Genomic DNA, 18,014 nt, shown 5'->3' with positions numbered 1-18,014 from the left:
TGTTAACAATCAGATATAATTATTCCATAATATTATGGGTAGGTGAACAACAGTGGAGACAAGAAAGATTTCTCAGGCGGTAATTCGCAGACTTCCAAGATATTACCGATATCTGGGTGAATTATTAGAAGATGGTGTCGAACGTATATCATCTAATGATTTAAGTAAAAGAATGAAACTTACTGCATCACAGATTCGACAGGATTTGAACAACTTTGGCGGATTTGGTCAGCAGGGATATGGTTATAATGTAAAATATCTTCATACTGAAATTGGTAAAATCCTTGGATTGGAGAACAAGCATAATTTTATAATCGTTGGCGCAGGTAATTTGGGACAGGCTTTGGCAAATTATTCACATTTTGAAAATCAGGGATTTATCCTGAAAGGTATCTTTGATGTGAATCCTACACTGAGAGGTATGTCAATTCGTGATGTGCCGGTTCGTATGATGAGTGAGATGAAAGATTTCATTAAAGAGAATAATATCGAGATTGCAGTTCTTACAATTCCGAAGGAATGCGCAATTGATGTGGCGAAGGATCTGGTAGATGCCGGTATTCAGGCCATCTGGAATTTTGCGCATGTAGATCTGAATGTACCGGATAATGTAATTGTTGAAAGTGTACATTTATCAGAAAGCTTAATGAGATTATCTTATAATATCAGTCGATATAATGAGGATCATGCAGACAAATAACAGACAGAATAATGGCGTGTAATGCGGGCTGTGAAAGCAGACTTCTTTACACGTCGTTTTTTTTGCAGTGATCTGCGCCTAAGGCAGAAAGGAAGTATATGCAGTATTTATTAAATGCGGAACAGATGAAAAGTGCGGACAGTCATACTATACAGGATCTGGGAGTTTCATCCAGAACACTGATGGAACGGGCTGCTGCAGCCTGTGCTGATTATATAGAAGAACAAAAGTGGCCGCTGACGCATGTATGCATTGTGTGTGGATCAGGAAATAACGGAGGCGATGGCTTTGCTATTGGAAGTATTCTGAAAGAGAAAGGCTGCCAGGTGACAGCAGTATTTGCCGGACGGATGACAAGCCGAACAGAAGAGTGTATATATCAGATGGATCAGTTCGAACAGCGTGGAGGAATTCTTCTCACAGAATGGCAGGATAATGATTACAGCATTGTAATTGATGCATTGTTTGGTGTAGGATTGAATCGTGAGATTACAGGACACTATCTGGAAATACTTCAACATATGAATATGTCATCGGGACGGAAACTAGCGGTTGATATTCCGTCCGGTATCTCAGCTACGGATGGACGTGTATTCGGTGAAGCGTTTCAGGCAGATGCAACCGTAACATTCCAGGATCGAAAGCTGGGTCTGTTTCTGTTTCCCGGTGCATTGTATACCGGAAAAGTCTGCGTGACAGATATCGGAATTGACAGTTTTACAGTAAAGGAACAGCTGGATACTGCATATGCATTAGAAATGAGTGATATTGCCAAACTTCTGCCTGAACGTCCGCCATATGCGCATAAAGGTACATTTGGAAAATTATTATTAATTGCCGGAAGCAGTGGAATGGCAGGAGCTGCATTCTTAAGCGCATGTGCTGCTTATCGCATGGGAGCAGGACTTGTACGCATTTATACCACTGAAGATAACCGAAGTATTTTACAGCAGCTGATTCCGGAAGCTATTATCACAACATATACGGAATATGACGAAGCAAGTCTTCTGTCGGTACTGGAGTGGGCTGATGCAGTCTGTATAGGATCAGGTCTTGGAAGATCTGATGTAGCAGATCTGATTGTAAATACCGTTTTGAAAGAAATAAATGTGCCATGTCTGATTGATGCGGACGGAATTAATATATTGGCGACGCATCCGGAATGGAAGGACCGGCTGGCAGAAGGCAATTATGTACTGACTCCACATTTGAAGGAATTATCCAGATTAACAGGACGGCCTGTCAACGAGATACAAATGCATCGAAGAGAGATCCTGGAACAGACGGCAAGAACTTTAGATGTTACTCTGGTACAAAAAGATGCACGTACTTTTGTGGGAGCAAAGGGCAGAAGAATGTATGTGAATCTTACCGGAAATGCTGCAATGGCAAAAGCAGGTTCCGGAGATGTGCTGGCCGGAATTATTGGCGGACTTATGGTGCAGGGATGCAATAATTATGATGCCGCTGTTCTTGGAGTTTATCTCCATGGACTTGCGGGAGATATTGCAAGAAATGAAATGGGGTGCTATAGTGTATTGGCGAGGGATCTTGCTGATGCACTTGGATCAGCGATCCAAATGACAGAAAACTGGAAGGCGGAAAAATGATGAAAGAATATACAAGAGTGTGTGCCAGAATTGATCTGGACGCCATAGAATATAATATGGATCAGATGCATGAAACGGTTGGTGATGCGACTAAGATCATGGCTGTTGTCAAGATGGATGGCTACGGTCACGGGGCGGTACCAATCGCATGTGATCTGGAGAAAAAAAACTACTTGTGGGGATTTGCTACAGCCACACCGGATGAGGGTGTGATTCTGCGTGCAAACGGTATTAGGAAACCGATACTTGTATTGGGTCCTGTTTTTCCATCACAGCAGGCAGAAGCAATTGAACATGAGATCCGTTTCACCTGTTATACGAAAGAAATCGCAGAGCAGATTTCTGAGACAGCAGTAAAGCTTGGAAAGACAGCGTACGTCCATATCAAATTAGACACTGGAATGTCGAGACTTGGATTCCAGATCGATGAGGAGAATGCAGATACAATCGCAGAGATCGCAAAGCTTCCAGGCATTGAGATGGAAGGAATGTATACACATTTCTCCAAAGCAGATGAAGCAGACAAAGCTTATGCCCATAAACAGTTGGAGCGCTATCTGTGGATGCGTAAAGCACTGGAGGACAGAAATGTCACATTTAAGCATTATCACTGTGCAAACAGTGCGGCGATTCTTGATTTGCCAGAGACCTATATGGATATTGTAAGATCAGGTATTTCTACTTATGGTCTGTATCCATCAGATGAAGTAGATCAGCAGCATGTGCATCTGAAACCTGCTATGGAATTGATCAGTCACGTTTCCCATGTGAAATGGGTAGAGGCAGGAGTTCCGGTAAGTTATGGCGGTACGTTTGTAACTGAACGTCCGACCAGGATTGTAACTGTACCGGTAGGATATGGAGATGGATATCCGAGAAGTCTGTCTAATAAAGGCTTTGTATTGATCCATGGTAAGAAAGCACCAATTCTCGGACGAATCTGTATGGATCAGTTTATGGTAGATTGTACAGAGATTGAAAATGTGGCATATGGAGACCGCGTGGTACTTATCGGTCGGGACGGGGACAATTACCTTCCGGTAGAGACGCTCAGTGATCTGTCCGGTCGTTTCAGCTATGAATTTGTTTGTGACCTGGGTAAGAGAATACCGAGAGAATTTCTGAAAGATGGAAAAGTCATAGAGCAGATTGATTATTTCGCATAAATATATCGAATGAAGAACTGCAATAGAATACATCTGAAAAAAGATGGAAATACTGTTTTTATCAGAAATATGGAGAGTGAAAACAGGTGCAGGTAAAACGTGGAGATATTTATTATGCTGACCTCAGCCCGGTAGTCGGCTCGGAACAGGGAGGCATCAGGCCGGTGCTGATCATACAGAATGACGTAGGTAACAGATATAGTCCGACTGTCATTTGTGCAGCGATTACATCCAGAATGAATAAGGCAAAGTTGCCTACGCATATTGAGATTGATTCCAGACGATGTCAGATTATGAAGGATTCTGTAATTTTGTTGGAACAGATAAGAACAATTGATAAGCAGAGGCTAAAAGATATGATCGGTCATCTGGATAAAGAGCGAATGAGAAGCGTTGATGAAGCGATAAGGGTCAGCCTTGCGCTTCATACATAAAAAGGAGTATGGATATGGAAGAACGAAGTTTGTTTCATCGAATGAGACAGATATTTCGAGAAGAAGGAGAGACAGAAGAAGTCGGAAGTCAGGCAATGAAACTGATCCGCAATATTGTCCGCTATCTTGATAAGGATGCAAAAGACATTATGACACATCGACGTGATATTGTGGGTATCGATGAAGAGGAAACACTGGAAACTGCACTCAAGTTTATGCTGGGAGAACGTTTTTCCAGATTCCCGGTATATCGGGAGGATATTGATGAGATTATAGGAACCATTCATCTTCGGGATGCTATGACCTGTTATTTTACCGAAGCCAACCGCAATCGTCCGATCAAAGAACTGAAAGGGTATATCCGTCCGGTAGATTACATACCTGAAACCAAGAGCATAGATACACTGTTCCGCAGAATGCAGGAAGGAAATAATCATATTGCAATCGTCATTGATGAGTATGGACAGACTTCAGGGCTGGTAGCTATGGAAGATATTCTGGAAGAAATCGTAGGTAATATTATGGACGAATACGATGAAGAGGAAGAGGATATCGAAGTACAGGCAGATGGATCCTATGAAGTCAATGGCTTTACTGACCTGGAGGATCTGGAAGATCTGCTGAATATTCATTTTGATAAGGAAGAGTATGAGACGTTAAACGGATTTCTGATCCATCAGCTTGACAGAATCCCCGGAGAGGATGAGCGCAGCACAGTACTTTATGATGGATATCTGTTTACAGTGCTGGAAGTAGACAATAATGCGATTCAATCAGTAAAGATTGAAAAAATGTAATATGCATGATAAAATAAAATGTATGCGAACTAATAGAAGATAAGGAGAGAAGAAGATGTCAGGACATTCAAAATTTGCCAATATTAAGCATAAAAAAGAAAAAAATGATGCTGCAAAAGGTAAGATTTTTACAAAAATCGGTAAAGAGCTTGCAGTAGCGGTAAAAGAAGGTGGAAGCGCTGATCCGGCTAACAACAGCCGTCTGCGTGATGTTATCGCAAAGGCTAAATCTAACAATATGCCAAATGACACGATTGAGAGAAATATTAAAAAAGCTGCAGGCGAAGGCGGATCAGCAGATTACGAACATATTACATACGAAGGTTACGGTCCGAATGGTACGGCAATTATAGTCGAGACACTGACAGATAATAAGAACCGTACGGCATCTAATGTTAAGAGTGCATTTACAAAAGGTAATGGCAACGTAGGTACACCGGGATGTGTATCTTTTATGTTTGACCGTAAGGGACAGATTATTGTAGATAAGGAAGAATACGATGGAGATGCCGATGATCTTATGATGCAGGCTCTGGATGCAGGTGCAGAAGACTTTGCTGAGGAAGATGACAGCTTTGAGATTCTGACGGATCCAGATGATTTCAGTGAGGTGCGTGAAGCACTTGAAGAAGCAGGAATTCATATGGCGTCTGCAGAAGTAACCATGATTCCGCAGACTTATGTAGAACTTACTGATCCTAAGGATATTCAGAATATTCAGAAAACCCTGGATCTGTTGGATGATGACGATGATGTACAGGATGTATATCATAACTGGGATGAATAATTATGGATAAAGGATAAAAGGAGGCATCGAGAGGATGAGTGATTATAAGATTGAAACTAAGTGTATTCAGTCAGGATATAAACCGGGTAATGGAGAGCCAAGAGTTCTGCCAATCTATCAGAGTACAACATTTAAATATAATTCCAGTGACCAGATGGGAAGACTTTTTGACCTGGAAGAGAGCGGATATTTTTATACACGGTTGCAGAATCCGACCAATGATGCGGTAGCTGCAAAGATCTGTGATCTGGAGGGCGGAGTGGCAGCGATGCTTACTTCATCGGGACAGGCAGCTAATTTCTATGCGATCATGAATATTGTGGAAGCAGGAGATCATATTGTATGTGCATCTGCACTGTACGGCGGTACTTATAATCTTTACGCTCACACCATCAAGAAGATGGGCGTTGAGGCTACTTTTGTTGAGCCGGACTGCAGTGAGGAAGATTTGAATGCCGCGTTTCGTGATAATACAAAGGTTGTATTTGGTGAATCTATTGCAAACCCTGCACTGGTTGTTCTTGATTTTGAAAAGTTTGCCAAAGCAGCACATGCGCACGGTGTACCATTTATTGTAGATAATACATTTGCCACACCGATCAACTGCAGACCATTTGCATGGGGTGCGGATATTGTAACACATTCAACTACCAAATATATGGACGGACATGCGACCTGTGTAGGTGGTGTGATCGTAGACAGTGGTAATTTTGACTGGGAAGCTTACGGTGACAAATTTGCAGGACTCACCACACCGGATGAGACCTACCATGGCATCGTGTATACACAGAAATTCGGCAAGGCTGCATACATAACAAAAGCTACATCACAGCTGATGCGTGACCTTGGCTCTATCCAGGCACCGCAGAATGCATTTTTGCTGAATCTGGGACTCGAAACATTACATCTTCGTGTACCTCGTCATTGTGAGAACGCATTGAAGGTTGCGAAATATCTGCAGGGACATGAAAAGGTGGCGTGGGTTAACTATCCGGGACTGGAAGGTGATTCTCAGTATGAACTGGCTCAGAAATATATGCCAAACGGAACATGCGGGGTGCTTACATTTGGTCTGAAGGGCGGACGTGACAGCGCAGTGAAGATGATGGACAGCTTGAAAATGGTTGCGATCGTAACTCATGTGGCAGATGCAAGGAGCTGTGTACTGCATCCGGCAAGTCACACACATCGCCAGATGAATGATCAGGAACTGATGGAAGCCGGGGTACAGCCGGATTTGATTCGTTTCAGTGTAGGTATCGAGAATGCTGATGATATTATCGCTGATGTAGAACAGGCACTGGAACAGGTATAAGAATCCTGTATACATGAATAAGAACTATATAACACTTCCATACTAAAGGGTATGGAGGTGTTTTTATATGCAGAAAAATGAAGAAAAGCAGGAGAAAAAAGCAGAGATCAAAGAAACCGGTTCACTGGATCTTGATGAAAGCCGTGCGCACCACAGAATTAAATTAATCACAATCATCGGAGAGATAGAAGGACATGATGCGGTCAGCGGAAGCACGAAGGCAACCAAATACGAGCATTTGCTTCCCATGCTTGCGGAAATAGAAGACAGTTGTGAGATAGATGGTCTGCTGATTCTGTTAAATACTCTGGGTGGCGATGTGGAAGCAGGACTTTCGATTGCAGAAATGATCGCGTCTCTCAGTAAGCCTACGGTGTCGTTGGTGCTCGGAGGAAGCCATTCTATCGGTGGTCCTCTTGCAGTAGCAGCTGATTATTCTTTTATTGTACCAAGTGGAACCATGATCATCCATCCGGTAAGATCCAATGGAATGTTCATCGGGGTAGAACAGAGTTTCCGCAATATGGTAAAAACGCAGGATCGGATTACGGCATTTCTCTCAAAACATTCCCATATGACGCAGGATCAGATTGAAGAACTGATGCTGAATCCAACACAGCTTGTCAAAGATGTGGGAACAATGCTGGAAGGCCCGGAAGCAGTTGCAGTCGGTCTCATTGATGAAGTGGGAGGATTAAAAGAAGCACTGGCGAAACTGCATCAAATGATCGATGAAAATGGAACAGAAAATGGATAATTAAATAATGACAGTCTCTTGTAAAAATGATATACTTTAAATAGTATGTGTATCTATACTTTGTGATGATATGCCTATAGATACGATACGCGAAACAGGGGGGATTATATGGCTTCGAAGTCTAAGAAGAAAAGTACGTCTAAAAAGACCACCGGGAAGACAACGAAGAAAGCGGGAGAGAATTTTGTAATTGATGAAATAATTATATGGATTGTGCTGGCTGTCAGCATACTTCTTCTGATCAGTAATTTTGGATTTGGTGGAACACTTGGGGCGTCAGCTTCGGCTTTCCTGATGGAAAGCTTTGGTGCAGGTGCGTATCTTGTACCTTTTCTGCTATTTGGAGTAACAGCATTTCTGGTATCGAACAAGCATAATCGTATCGCATACTGGAAATCCGGCGCAGCTGTGATCTGTTTCCTGATTTTATGTGGTTTATTTGAATTGATCAGTGATGCGGGAGGTACTGTCGGAGGATCGCTTGCAGACATCCTGTCACCGGCTCTCGGAGTGGCAGGTACATATGTGATTTTGATTATTATGATGATCATTGGAATAGTGATCATCACCGGGCGTTCCGTTCTCAAAGGTGTAAAGAAGCAGAGCGATCGCGCTTATTCACATGCAAAAGAGTCCAATACCAGAAGGCGCGAGGCATCTGCAAGACGCAGGGAAGAACGACGCACAGCCAGAGAAGAAAAAGAACTGGAACAGGCTAAAGCAGAAAAGCAGACTGCATCAAAGAGAAAAGACCGTCACGTGGAGGGAGTATCTTTTGATACAACATTGAGCGGAAGATCTCCGGAGATGAAAGAGATGAAAGCTGACGAGCTTAAGACAGATATTCCGTCAGCAGTTCAGCCCAACACGAAAGATACACAGGATCTGGTGATTAACAGAACACAGCCGGAGATGGCTGCGCAGCCAGACGATCTGCCGGATCCATTTGATACTGATTCGGCTGTGGAATCTTTAGCGGAGTCCAAAGCTCTGGCAAAGAGAAGCAGGAAAAAGGCAGGGGTAGATGCGATTGCTCAGGAGACTGCAAGCGTAGCTCAGGCAGTTTCAGAAAATGAAGTTAAGAATGAGACTTATCATACGCCTCCATTTTCGTTGCTTACAAGAGGTAAAAAAGGTGGTGGGGATTCGGATAGACATCTTCGCGAAACCGCCGGAAAGCTGCAGGATACACTGCACAGTTTCGGCGTGAATGTAACGGTTACCAATGTAAGCTGTGGACCATCTGTTACCAGATATGAGCTTCAGCCGGAGCAGGGTGTGAAAGTCAGCAAGATTGTAGGACTTGCTGATGATATTAAGCTGAATCTTGCGGCTGCGGATATTCGTATTGAAGCGCCGATTCCAGGAAAAGCAGCAGTGGGTATCGAAGTGCCAAATAAAGAAAATTCTGCAGTTATGCTGCGGGATCTGCTGGAGTCGACTGAATTTAAGAACAGTGCATCAAATGTATCCTTTGCGGTAGGCCGGGATATTGCAGGAAGATGTGTTGTGGCTGACATTGCCAAGATGCCGCATCTTCTGATCGCAGGAGCGACCGGTTCCGGTAAATCTGTGTGTATCAATACATTGATCATGAGTATTTTATATAAAGCATCACCAGATCAGGTGCGACTGATCATGGTGGATCCGAAAGTAGTAGAATTAAGCGTATACAATGGCATTCCGCATCTGATGATTCCTGTAGTAACAGACCCGAAGAAAGCTGCAGGAGCTCTTAATTGGGCAGTTGCGGAAATGACAAGACGTTATCAGGCATTTGCGGAGCATCAAGTCCGTGATATGAAAGGATATAATGAGAAAGTAAGTCAGCTGGAACCGGATGAGAACGGCAATAAGCCGGACACTATGCCGCAGATTGTAATCATTGTGGACGAACTTGCTGATCTGATGATGGTGGCACCAGGTGAGGTGGAAGAATCTATCTGTCGTCTGGCCCAGCTTGCAAGAGCAGCCGGCATTCACCTGGTACTTGCAACTCAGAGACCGTCTGTTAATGTCATTACTGGTCTGATTAAAGCCAATATGCCGTCCAGAATTGCATTTTCTGTATCATCGGGTGTGGATTCAAGGACGATCATTGACATGAACGGAGCTGAGAAACTCCTCGGAAAGGGTGATATGCTCTTTTATCCGAGCGGTTATCAGAAACCGGTCCGTGTGCAGGGAGCATTTGTTTCGGACAAGGAGGTTCAGAAGGTAACCGATTATCTGAAAGATCACAATGGAGATGCTGCTTACAGCCAGGAAGTGGTAGAACACATGAATTTCAGCGCTGCCGGTGGAAATATGATGTCTGGCAGTGACAGTGCAAGCGAACGAGATGCCTATTTTGTTGATGCAGGTAAGCTGATCATCGACAAAGAAAAGGCGTCTATTGGAATGTTACAGCGGATGTTCAAGATCGGCTTTAACCGTGCCGCAAGAATTATGGATCAGCTCTGTGAAGCAGGTGTGGTTGGACCGGAAGAGGGAACAAAGCCAAGAAAGGTACTCATGTCTATGGAAGAGTTTGAACAGTACATAGAAGAGTATGTTTAATATAGTTACTGGACACTAATGAATGAAAGAAAGAAAGGATGAAGAACATGAAAACAGATATTCAAATCGCACAGGAAGCAGAAATGAGCCATATCAGAGATGTAGCCGCATCGATCGGAATTGAGGAAGACAATCTGGAATTATACGGTAAGTATAAGGCAAAACTTTCGGATGATTTATATGATAAGATAAAGGATAACCCAGACGGCAAGCTTGTTCTTGTAACAGCGATCAATCCTACTCCTGCAGGCGAGGGTAAGACTACTACTACAGTAGGACTTGGTGAAGCATTTGCAAAGATGAATAAAAAAGCTATTATTGCACTTCGTGAGCCATCGCTCGGACCATGTTTCGGTATTAAAGGAGGAGCTGCCGGTGGCGGATATGCACAGGTTGTGCCGATGGAAGATCTGAACCTGCATTTTACAGGAGATTTTCATGCAATTACTTCAGCGAATAATCTGCTTGCAGCATTATTGGATAATCATATTCAGCAGGGTAATGCGCTGGGCATTGATCCACGCCAGGTGGTATGGAAACGTTGTGTAGATATGAATGACCGTAATCTGCGTAATATTGTAGTCGGACTTGGTAACAAGACGGATGGAATGGTAAGAGAGGATCATTTTGTAATTACAGTTGCTTCTGAGATCATGGCTATTCTCTGTCTTGCAGAAGATATAAAGGATCTGAAAGCAAGACTGGGACGCATTATCGTAGCATATAACTTCCAGGGTGATCCTGTAACAGCAGATGATTTACAGGCAACCGGAGCAATGACAGCACTTTTAAAAGATGCTATCAAACCAAATCTGATCCAGACGCTGGAGCATACACCGGCGCTTGTACACGGTGGACCATTTGCCAATATTGCCCACGGATGTAACAGTGTACGTGCTACCAGAATGGCATTGAAACTGGCAGATATTACGATTACGGAAGCTGGATTTGGTGCAGATCTTGGTGCTGAAAAATTTATGGACATCAAATGTCGTATGTCCGGTCTGAAGCCGGATGCAGTAGTATTGGTTGCAACAGTGCGCGCATTGAAGTATAATGGCGGAGTACCAAAAGATCAGCTTTCTGATGAGAACCTGGAAGCGCTTGCAAAAGGTATTGTGAATCTGGAAAAACATATTGAGAATATTCAGAAATATGATGTACCGGTAGTTGTTACGCTGAATTCTTTCGTGACAGATACGGATGCAGAGAATGAATATATCCGCAGATTCTGTGAAGAGAGAGGCTGTGAATTTGCTCTTTCTGAGGTATGGGAAAAAGGTGGAGAGGGCGGTATCGCTCTTGCTGAAAAAGTACTTGAAACATTGGAGAACAAGGAAAGTCATTTCCATCCGCTGTATGAGGACGGTCTGTCTCTGCAGGAAAAGATTGAGACTATCTCTAAAGAAATCTATGGTGCAAGAGGTGTGATCTTTGAGCCTAAGGCAGCCAAACAACTCGCCAAGATTGAAGCGATGGGATTTGGCAACATGCCTGTCTGCATGGCAAAGAATCAGTATTCACTGTCTGATGATGCTAAGAAGCTTGGCAGACCGACAGATTTTGATATACATATCCGTGAAGCTTATGTAAGTGCAGGTGCAGGATTTGTAGTAGCACTGACAGGAGCTGTTATGACGATGCCTGGACTTCCGAAGGCTCCGGCTGCCAATAATATTGACGTAACTGAAGATGGTCAGATCACAGGATTGTTCTAGAAAAGTATATAATATGATGCCAGAGTCCCAATATGAGCCTAAAAGTGGGATATTAATCCCACGATATGCGAATAATTGGGAGGATTGTGGGAGTGCATAGCACAGAACAATCCGCAGGCATCATAGTTGGGGCTTTTGACCCCAACATCATAATATATAAATATAAGGGGAATTGGAATTATGCCGTTATTGATTGATGGAAAGAAGATCTCTACCGAGATCAAGGATGAGTTGAAGGTGACCGTCGAAGAATTGAAGAAACAGGGTGTGGAGACCTGCCTGGCAGTAATTCAGGTAGGAGATGATCCTGCATCCAGCATTTATGTGCGTAATAAAAAAAGAGCATGTGCCTATGTAGGAATCGAATCACTTTCTTACGAGCTTCCTGAAGAGACTACAGAAGATCAACTGGTGAAGTTAGTAAAAGAATTGAACGAGAATGATAATGTACATGGTATTCTGGTACAGCTTCCGCTTCCAAAGCATATTAATGCAGATATGATTATCCGTACAATTTCACCGGATAAAGATGTGGACGGATTTCATCCGGAAAGCGTAGGACGACTCTGTATCGGAGAACCAGGCTTTGTATCCTGCACACCGGCGGGAATCATCCAGCTTCTGAAACGCTCCGGAATTGAAATAGAAGGAAAAGAATGTGTGGTTGTAGGAAGAAGTAACATTGTAGGCAAACCGATGTCTATTCTGCTTCTTCGTGAAAATGGAACGGTTACGATCACGCACTCCAGGACCAAAGATCTGAAAGAAGTTACAGGAAGAGCTGATATCCTTGTAGTTGCCATCGGCAAACCGAAATTCATCACAGCAGACTATGTGAAAGAAGGTGCGGTAGTTATTGACGTAGGTATGCACCGTAACGAAGAAAACAAGTTATGTGGTGATGTGGACTTTGATGATATAAAAGATAAAGTATCAGCAATTACTCCGGTACCAGGTGGAGTTGGTCCTATGACAATCGCTATGCTGATGTACAATTGTGTAGAAGCAGCGAAGGGTCAGGAGGTAGAGTAGAACATGAGATGCAGACGCTGTGGTGCAGAGATGCCGGAGGGCGCGCTTAGATGTGAAGAATGTGGGGCAGAGATACGCATTGTACCGGATTACAATCCTTTAGACGATGTGCTTGCTGCACAGGTGAAAGGTGCAATCGATGGTTCTGACACACCACTTGATGACTATGATTATCAGACAAGCACGATACCAACAGCGAGAAGAAATTCCGGTATACGTGGAGGTCAGTCTTCTCGCAGGACTTCATCCGGTCAGCGTAGGACTTCGTCCGGACAACGTCGACCTGAAAGAGAGGACAGATCCAGGAGACAACTTACTCCGCAGGAAGAGCGCAGGAGACGTGTTGCCAGGAAAAAAGCTCTGAAGAAGAAAAAGAGAAAAAGAGCACTGCTCCTTACCGGTATTTTTCTTGTGATTCTTGTGATTGCTGGATTGATCATGTATCAGTTTTCGTATAATGGTTATGTGAAGAAAGGTTATAAAGCACTGAGCAGTAAAGATTATACGGAAGCGGAAACACAGTTTAAGAAAGCTATTAAGAAGAAGCCTAAGAAAGCAGAAGCATATGAGGGATTGTCTGAACTGTATATTGAGCAGAATGAGAGTGACAAGGCGGAAGAGATCCTGTTAAGTGCGGTAGATAAATATTCGGATAGTGTTGATGTATATAAGGCATGTTTTAAATTCTATGAAGATACTAAGAATCAGGGCGAAATTCCGTTAATATTAGACGGGGCTAAGTCCAGTGTGGCTGATCAGCTTACGGAATACGCGTCAGAATCACCAGAATTCAGCCTGGATGACAGTGAAAGTTTTGACGATGTTCAGCAGCTTTCATTGACTACAACGGAGAAGAATATCTATTATACCGATGATGGAAGTGATCCATTTTCATCTAAAACTCGTATCAAATACGAAAAACCAATTCAGATCTCTGAGGGTGAGACAGAAATCAAAGCAGTATCTGTCAATGCGAACGGCATTCCAAGTCTTACCGTGAGTAAGACCTATGAAGTAGAACTGCCAATCGAAGATGCACCTGCCGTATCTCCGTCTACCGGTCAGTATGATACCGATACAAAGATCAGTATTGTTGTGCCGGACGGCTATACAGCTTACTATACAACAGATGGATCTACCCCAGATGAAGATTCGGAAGAATATACGGATCCGATCTCTATGCCAGAAGGAACAACCATTTTCAAAGCGGTTCTTGTGAATGGAAAAGGACGTTTGAGTGGTGTTACTACTCGTAATTACGAACGGACTGAATAGAATAATATCCAATGCAATATAAACGGATTGTGCGTAAAAAAGTACAATCCGTTATTTATTTAACTATTGTGTTAAATAAATAACGGTCGTATAATGTGAATGTAAAAAAGTAATCCGTTATACAAAGGAGCAATTAATTATGAGCAGATTTACATTACCTAGAGACGTATACCATGGAATGGGTTGCCTGGAGGAGCTTAAGAACCTAAAAGGTAAAAAAGCAATTCTTGTAGTTGGCGGAGGTTCTATGAGAAGACAGGGATTTCTTGACAAAGCAGTCGATTATCTGAAAGATGCCGGAATGGAAGTTGAACTTTTTGAAGGTGTAGAACCTGATCCGTCTGTTGAGACAGTTATGAAAGGTGCCGAAGCAATGCGTAAGTTCCAACCAGACTGGATCGTAGCAATGGGTGGTGGCTCACCGATTGATGCAGCCAAAGCTATGTGGGCTTTCTATGAGTATCCGGATACCACATTTGAAGCACTTTGTATTCCGTTTAATTTCCCGGAACTGCGTCAGAAAGCAAAATTCTGTGCAATTCCTTCTACATCTGGTACAGCTACAGAGGTTACGGCATTCTCTGTAATTACAAATTATGAGACCGGAGTAAAATATCCGCTGGCTGACTTTAATATTACACCTGATGTGGCAATTGTTGACCCGGAACTGGTTATGGGACTTCCAATCAAACAGGTTGCTTACACCGGAATGGATGCATTGACACATGCGATTGAAGCGTATGTATCTACACTGAATTGTCCATTCACAGATCCGCTTGCATTGCAGGCAATCGAGATGGTTCTTGATTATCTGCCGGCATCCTATAAATGTGACAAGGTAGCGAGAGAACAGATGCATTACGCACAGTGTCTTGCAGGTATGGCATTCTCTAACGCTTTACTTGGCATTGTTCATTCTATGGCGCACAAGACGGGTGCTGCATTCTCTACCGGACATATTCCGCATGGATGTGCCAATGCGATTTATTTGCCATATGTTATAAAATACAACGCCAAGGATCCGATAGCCGCTAAGCGTTATGCCGAGATCGCACGTAGAATGGGACTGGCAGGAATATCTGAAAAAGCATTGATCAACAGTCTGTGTGAGAAGATTGATGAGTTCAATGTAAAACTCAATATTCCAAAGACTTTGAAAGAATTTGGAATCAATGAGGATGAATTTAAAGAAAAGATTGATAAGATTGCAGAGCTTGCAGTCGGTGATGCATGTACAGGATCTAATCCAAGAACTATCGATCCGGAGACAATGAAAAAACTGTTTGAGTGTACATATTATGGTACAGAAGTAGACTTCTAAATTTCAGAAATTCAGGAAAGCAGATTCTGTAAATTCAGGCAATTTCAGGGAATCTGCTTTCTTTTTGTAAACTTTCCTTGAAAATTTCAGATGTATACATTATCATTATTAGTAAAATCAATAGACAGGAGGAAACAAGATGTACAAGATACAGAAAGCCGAGAAGCTGAACGAGAATATCTATCTGATGGTTGTAGAGGCTCCTCGTGTGGCAAGACATTGCGAGCCTGGACAGTTCGTTATTGTAAAAATAGATGAGACAGGAGAACGTATCCCGCTGACCATCTGCGATTACGACAGAGAAGCAGGTACGATTACTATCGTATTCCAGCCAGTTGGCGCATCTACAAGAAAATTTGCTGAATTAAAAGAAGGAGATGCGTTCCGTGATTTTACCGGACCACTTGGCTGTCCTTCTGAATTTGTAAAAGAAGATATTGAGAGCTTGAAAAAGAAGAAGATCCTGTTTGTAGGCGGTGGTGTAGGTGCTGCACCGGTATATCCGCAGGTAAAATGGCTGAAAGAACACGGTATTGATGCTGATGTAATCATTGGTTCTAAGAATAAAGACCTGTTGATTCTGGAGGATGAGATGCGTGCGGTATCCGGTAATTACTATCCATGTACAGATGACGGTTCTTACGGACATGCCGGAATGGTTACCACTATGGTAGAGGAATTGGTAGAGCAGGGCAATCATTACGATGTCTGTATCGCTATCGGACCGATGATCATGATGAAATTTGTATGTCTCCTGACGAAAAAGCTTGCAATCCCGACTGTTGTTAGCATGAACCCGATCATGGTAGACGGAACTGGTATGTGTGGTGCCTGTCGTCTCCTGGTAGGCGATGAAGTGAAATTCGCCTGCGTGGATGGACCGGAATTTGACGGACATCTGGTAGACTTTGATAATGCCATGAAGAGACAGCAGATGTATAAGACGCAGGAAGGCCGTGCTTTACTGAAGCTGCAGGAGGGTAATACACATCATGGCGGATGCGGTAATTGCGGAGGTGACAACTAATGGCTGATATGTTAAAGAGAATTCCTGTCAGAGAACAGGATGCAAAAGTACGTGCAACTAATTTTGAAGAAGTATGTTATGGATATAATAAAGAAGAGGCAATGGAAGAAGCAACCAGATGTCTGAACTGTAAAAATGCAAGATGTATTCAGGGCTGTCCGGTATCAATCAATATTCCTGGATTTATATCCAAAGTAAAAGATGGAGATATCGAAGGTGCTTATCAGGTCATCGGTGAATCTTCTGCACTGCCGGCAATCTGTGGTCGTGTATGTCCTCAGGAATCACAGTGTGAATGTAAATGTATCCGCGGCATTAAAGGTGATGCTGTATCTATCGGTAAGCTGGAGCGTTTTGTAGCAGATTATGCACTGGAGCATGATATCAAGCCTAAGAAAGCAGAGAAGACAAATGGTCATAAGGTGGCTGTGATCGGTTCCGGTCCATCCGGACTTACATGTGCTGGTGATCTTGCAAAACTTGGTTATGAAGTAACGGTATTTGAAGCGCTTCATGAGCTGGGTGGAGTACTGGTATATGGTATCCCGGAATTCCGTCTTCCAAAAGAAAAAGTTGTTAAGAAAGAGATCGAAAAAGTCAAAGAGCTTGGTGTTAAATTTGAGACCAATGTAGTGATTGGTAAATCAACTACAATTGATCAGCTGATGGAAGAGGAAAACTTCGAAGCTGTATTTATTGGATCAGGTGCAGGTCTTCCGATGTTTATGGGAATTCCTGGTGAGACAGCGAATGGAGTATTCTCCGCAAATGAGTATCTGACCAGAAGTAATCTGATGAAAGCTTTTGATAATAATTATGACACACCAATTGCAGCTGGTAAGAAAGTAGCTGTAGTCGGCGGTGGTAACGTAGCGATGGATGCAGCCAGGACAGCGCTTCGTCTTGGCGCAGATGTACATATCGTATATCGTCGAAGTGAGGCAGAGCTTCCGGCAAGAGCAGAAGAAGTCCATCATGCAAAAGAAGAAGGCATTATCTTCAATCTGTTGACCAATCCGGTAGAGATCCTTACCGATGATAACGGATGGGTAAAAGGCATGAAAGTAATCAAAATGGAACTTGGTGAACCAGATGCATCTGGCAGAAGACGTCCGGTACCGATCGAAGGATCTGAGTATGAGATTGAACTGGATACAGTTATCATGGCACTTGGTACTTCTCCAAACCCATTGATCGCATCTACAACGGAGGGACTTGAGACCAACCGAAGAAGATGTATTGTAGCTGAAGAAGAAAATGGACAGACATCCAAGGCTGCCGTATTCGCAGGCGGCGATGCTGTGACCGGAGCAGCTACAGTTATCCTTGCTATGGGTGCCGGAAAAGCAGGCGCGAAGGGTATTCATGAATATCTGTCACAGAAATAAAACAAACTAAATACTGAAAGATTACGATGATTTTGAGGAGATTATAGAAATATAGTCTCCTTATTTGTTTCTTGAAATAATATTTTAGATTTTGTCATATATTTGTAGTTTACAACTGTCTTGTCACA

The 18,014-nt window shown here is 43.0% G+C and carries 15 protein-coding genes; all 15 read left to right on the top strand.

Annotated features, from left to right (window positions below):
- Positions 1–52 precede the first annotated feature (52 nt).
- Positions 53–700 (top strand): redox-sensing transcriptional repressor Rex, encoded by a 648-nt coding sequence (locus DWZ93_RS03380; protein WP_118383917.1) that lies wholly within the window; start codon positions 53–55, stop codon positions 698–700.
- 98 nt (positions 701–798) lie between these two features.
- The gene (locus tag DWZ93_RS03375) at positions 799–2,310 is read left to right on the top strand and encodes an NAD(P)H-hydrate dehydratase (protein ID WP_118451955.1); all 1,512 of its coding nucleotides are present in this window, start codon (positions 799–801) and stop codon (positions 2,308–2,310) included.
- Positions 2,310–3,476 carry an alanine racemase gene (alr, locus tag DWZ93_RS03370; protein WP_118451954.1) on the top strand — a complete coding sequence of 389 codons (1,167 nt, stop codon included), beginning with the start codon at positions 2,310–2,312 and terminating at the stop codon, positions 3,474–3,476. Before DWZ93_RS03375 ends, alr begins: the two co-directional genes overlap by 1 nt.
- A gap of 86 nt (positions 3,477–3,562) precedes the next feature.
- Complete coding sequence (locus tag DWZ93_RS03365) at positions 3,563–3,910, top strand: type II toxin-antitoxin system PemK/MazF family toxin (protein ID WP_118383915.1); 348 nt, start codon at positions 3,563–3,565, stop codon at positions 3,908–3,910.
- A 14-nt stretch (positions 3,911–3,924) separates the two neighbouring features.
- Positions 3,925–4,707 carry a hemolysin family protein gene (locus DWZ93_RS03360; protein WP_118451953.1) on the top strand — a complete coding sequence of 261 codons (783 nt, stop codon included), beginning with the start codon at positions 3,925–3,927 and terminating at the stop codon, positions 4,705–4,707.
- 55 nt (positions 4,708–4,762) lie between these two features.
- Complete coding sequence (locus tag DWZ93_RS03355) at positions 4,763–5,494, top strand: YebC/PmpR family DNA-binding transcriptional regulator (protein WP_118383913.1); 732 nt, start codon at positions 4,763–4,765, stop codon at positions 5,492–5,494.
- A 34-nt stretch (positions 5,495–5,528) separates the two neighbouring features.
- Positions 5,529–6,809, top strand: a complete 1,281-nt coding sequence (locus DWZ93_RS03350) for an O-acetylhomoserine aminocarboxypropyltransferase/cysteine synthase family protein (RefSeq protein WP_118383912.1) — start codon at positions 5,529–5,531, stop codon at positions 6,807–6,809.
- A gap of 67 nt (positions 6,810–6,876) precedes the next feature.
- Entirely contained in the window at positions 6,877–7,566 is a 690-nt protein-coding gene (locus DWZ93_RS03345) for a ClpP family protease (RefSeq protein ID WP_118451952.1), read from the top strand.
- 108 nt (positions 7,567–7,674) lie between these two features.
- Entirely contained in the window at positions 7,675–10,125 is a 2,451-nt protein-coding gene (locus tag DWZ93_RS03340; RefSeq protein WP_118451951.1) for an FtsK/SpoIIIE family DNA translocase, read from the top strand.
- A 47-nt stretch (positions 10,126–10,172) separates the two neighbouring features.
- A complete protein-coding gene (locus tag DWZ93_RS03335; protein ID WP_118451950.1) occupies positions 10,173–11,843 on the top strand; it encodes a formate--tetrahydrofolate ligase in 1,671 nt (556 codons plus the stop codon).
- Positions 11,844–12,023: 180 nt separating this feature from the next.
- The gene (folD, locus tag DWZ93_RS03325; protein WP_118451948.1) at positions 12,024–12,875 is read left to right on the top strand and encodes a bifunctional methylenetetrahydrofolate dehydrogenase/methenyltetrahydrofolate cyclohydrolase FolD; all 852 of its coding nucleotides are present in this window, start codon (positions 12,024–12,026) and stop codon (positions 12,873–12,875) included.
- 3 nt (positions 12,876–12,878) lie between these two features.
- Positions 12,879–14,150, top strand: a complete 1,272-nt coding sequence (locus DWZ93_RS03320; protein ID WP_118451947.1) for a chitobiase/beta-hexosaminidase C-terminal domain-containing protein — start codon at positions 12,879–12,881, stop codon at positions 14,148–14,150.
- A gap of 139 nt (positions 14,151–14,289) precedes the next feature.
- Positions 14,290–15,471, top strand: coding sequence for an iron-containing alcohol dehydrogenase (locus DWZ93_RS03315; RefSeq protein ID WP_118383907.1), 1,182 nt, complete (start codon positions 14,290–14,292; stop codon positions 15,469–15,471).
- A 139-nt stretch (positions 15,472–15,610) separates the two neighbouring features.
- Positions 15,611–16,498, top strand: a complete 888-nt coding sequence (locus tag DWZ93_RS03310) for a sulfide/dihydroorotate dehydrogenase-like FAD/NAD-binding protein (RefSeq protein ID WP_118383906.1) — start codon at positions 15,611–15,613, stop codon at positions 16,496–16,498.
- Positions 16,498–17,886, top strand: a complete 1,389-nt coding sequence (gene gltA / locus DWZ93_RS03305; RefSeq protein WP_118383905.1) for an NADPH-dependent glutamate synthase — start codon at positions 16,498–16,500, stop codon at positions 17,884–17,886. Before DWZ93_RS03310 ends, gltA begins: the two co-directional genes overlap by 1 nt.
- Positions 17,887–18,014: the final 128 nt, after the last annotated feature.

The organism is Dorea sp. AF36-15AT (genome assembly GCF_003477705.1).
Lineage (GTDB): Bacteria > Bacillota > Clostridia > Lachnospirales > Lachnospiraceae > Claveliimonas > Claveliimonas ammoniilytica.
Note: the sequence above shows the minus strand (reverse complement) of the source record. Positions and strands in the feature narration are given on the sequence as shown.

What these genes read in the sequence shown, in the direction of transcription:
- DWZ93_RS03335 (WP_118451950.1), top strand. Translation starts at nt 10,173, where the DNA reads ATGAAAACAGATATTCAAATCGCACAGGAAGCAGAAATGAGCCATATC.
- DWZ93_RS03320 (WP_118451947.1), top strand. Translation starts at nt 12,879, where the DNA reads ATGAGATGCAGACGCTGTGGTGCAGAGATGCCGGAGGGCGCGCTTAGA.
- alr (WP_118451954.1), top strand. Translation starts at nt 2,310, where the DNA reads ATGAAAGAATATACAAGAGTGTGTGCCAGAATTGATCTGGACGCCATA.
- DWZ93_RS03310 (WP_118383906.1), top strand. Translation starts at nt 15,611, where the DNA reads ATGTACAAGATACAGAAAGCCGAGAAGCTGAACGAGAATATCTATCTG.
- DWZ93_RS03315 (WP_118383907.1), top strand. Translation starts at nt 14,290, where the DNA reads ATGAGCAGATTTACATTACCTAGAGACGTATACCATGGAATGGGTTGC.
- DWZ93_RS03350 (WP_118383912.1), top strand. Translation starts at nt 5,529, where the DNA reads ATGAGTGATTATAAGATTGAAACTAAGTGTATTCAGTCAGGATATAAA.
- DWZ93_RS03360 (WP_118451953.1), top strand. Translation starts at nt 3,925, where the DNA reads ATGGAAGAACGAAGTTTGTTTCATCGAATGAGACAGATATTTCGAGAA.
- folD (WP_118451948.1), top strand. Translation starts at nt 12,024, where the DNA reads ATGCCGTTATTGATTGATGGAAAGAAGATCTCTACCGAGATCAAGGAT.
- DWZ93_RS03355 (WP_118383913.1), top strand. Translation starts at nt 4,763, where the DNA reads ATGTCAGGACATTCAAAATTTGCCAATATTAAGCATAAAAAAGAAAAA.
- gltA (WP_118383905.1), top strand. Translation starts at nt 16,498, where the DNA reads ATGGCTGATATGTTAAAGAGAATTCCTGTCAGAGAACAGGATGCAAAA.
- DWZ93_RS03375 (WP_118451955.1), top strand. Translation starts at nt 799, where the DNA reads ATGCAGTATTTATTAAATGCGGAACAGATGAAAAGTGCGGACAGTCAT.
- DWZ93_RS03340 (WP_118451951.1), top strand. Translation starts at nt 7,675, where the DNA reads ATGGCTTCGAAGTCTAAGAAGAAAAGTACGTCTAAAAAGACCACCGGG.
- DWZ93_RS03345 (WP_118451952.1), top strand. Translation starts at nt 6,877, where the DNA reads ATGCAGAAAAATGAAGAAAAGCAGGAGAAAAAAGCAGAGATCAAAGAA.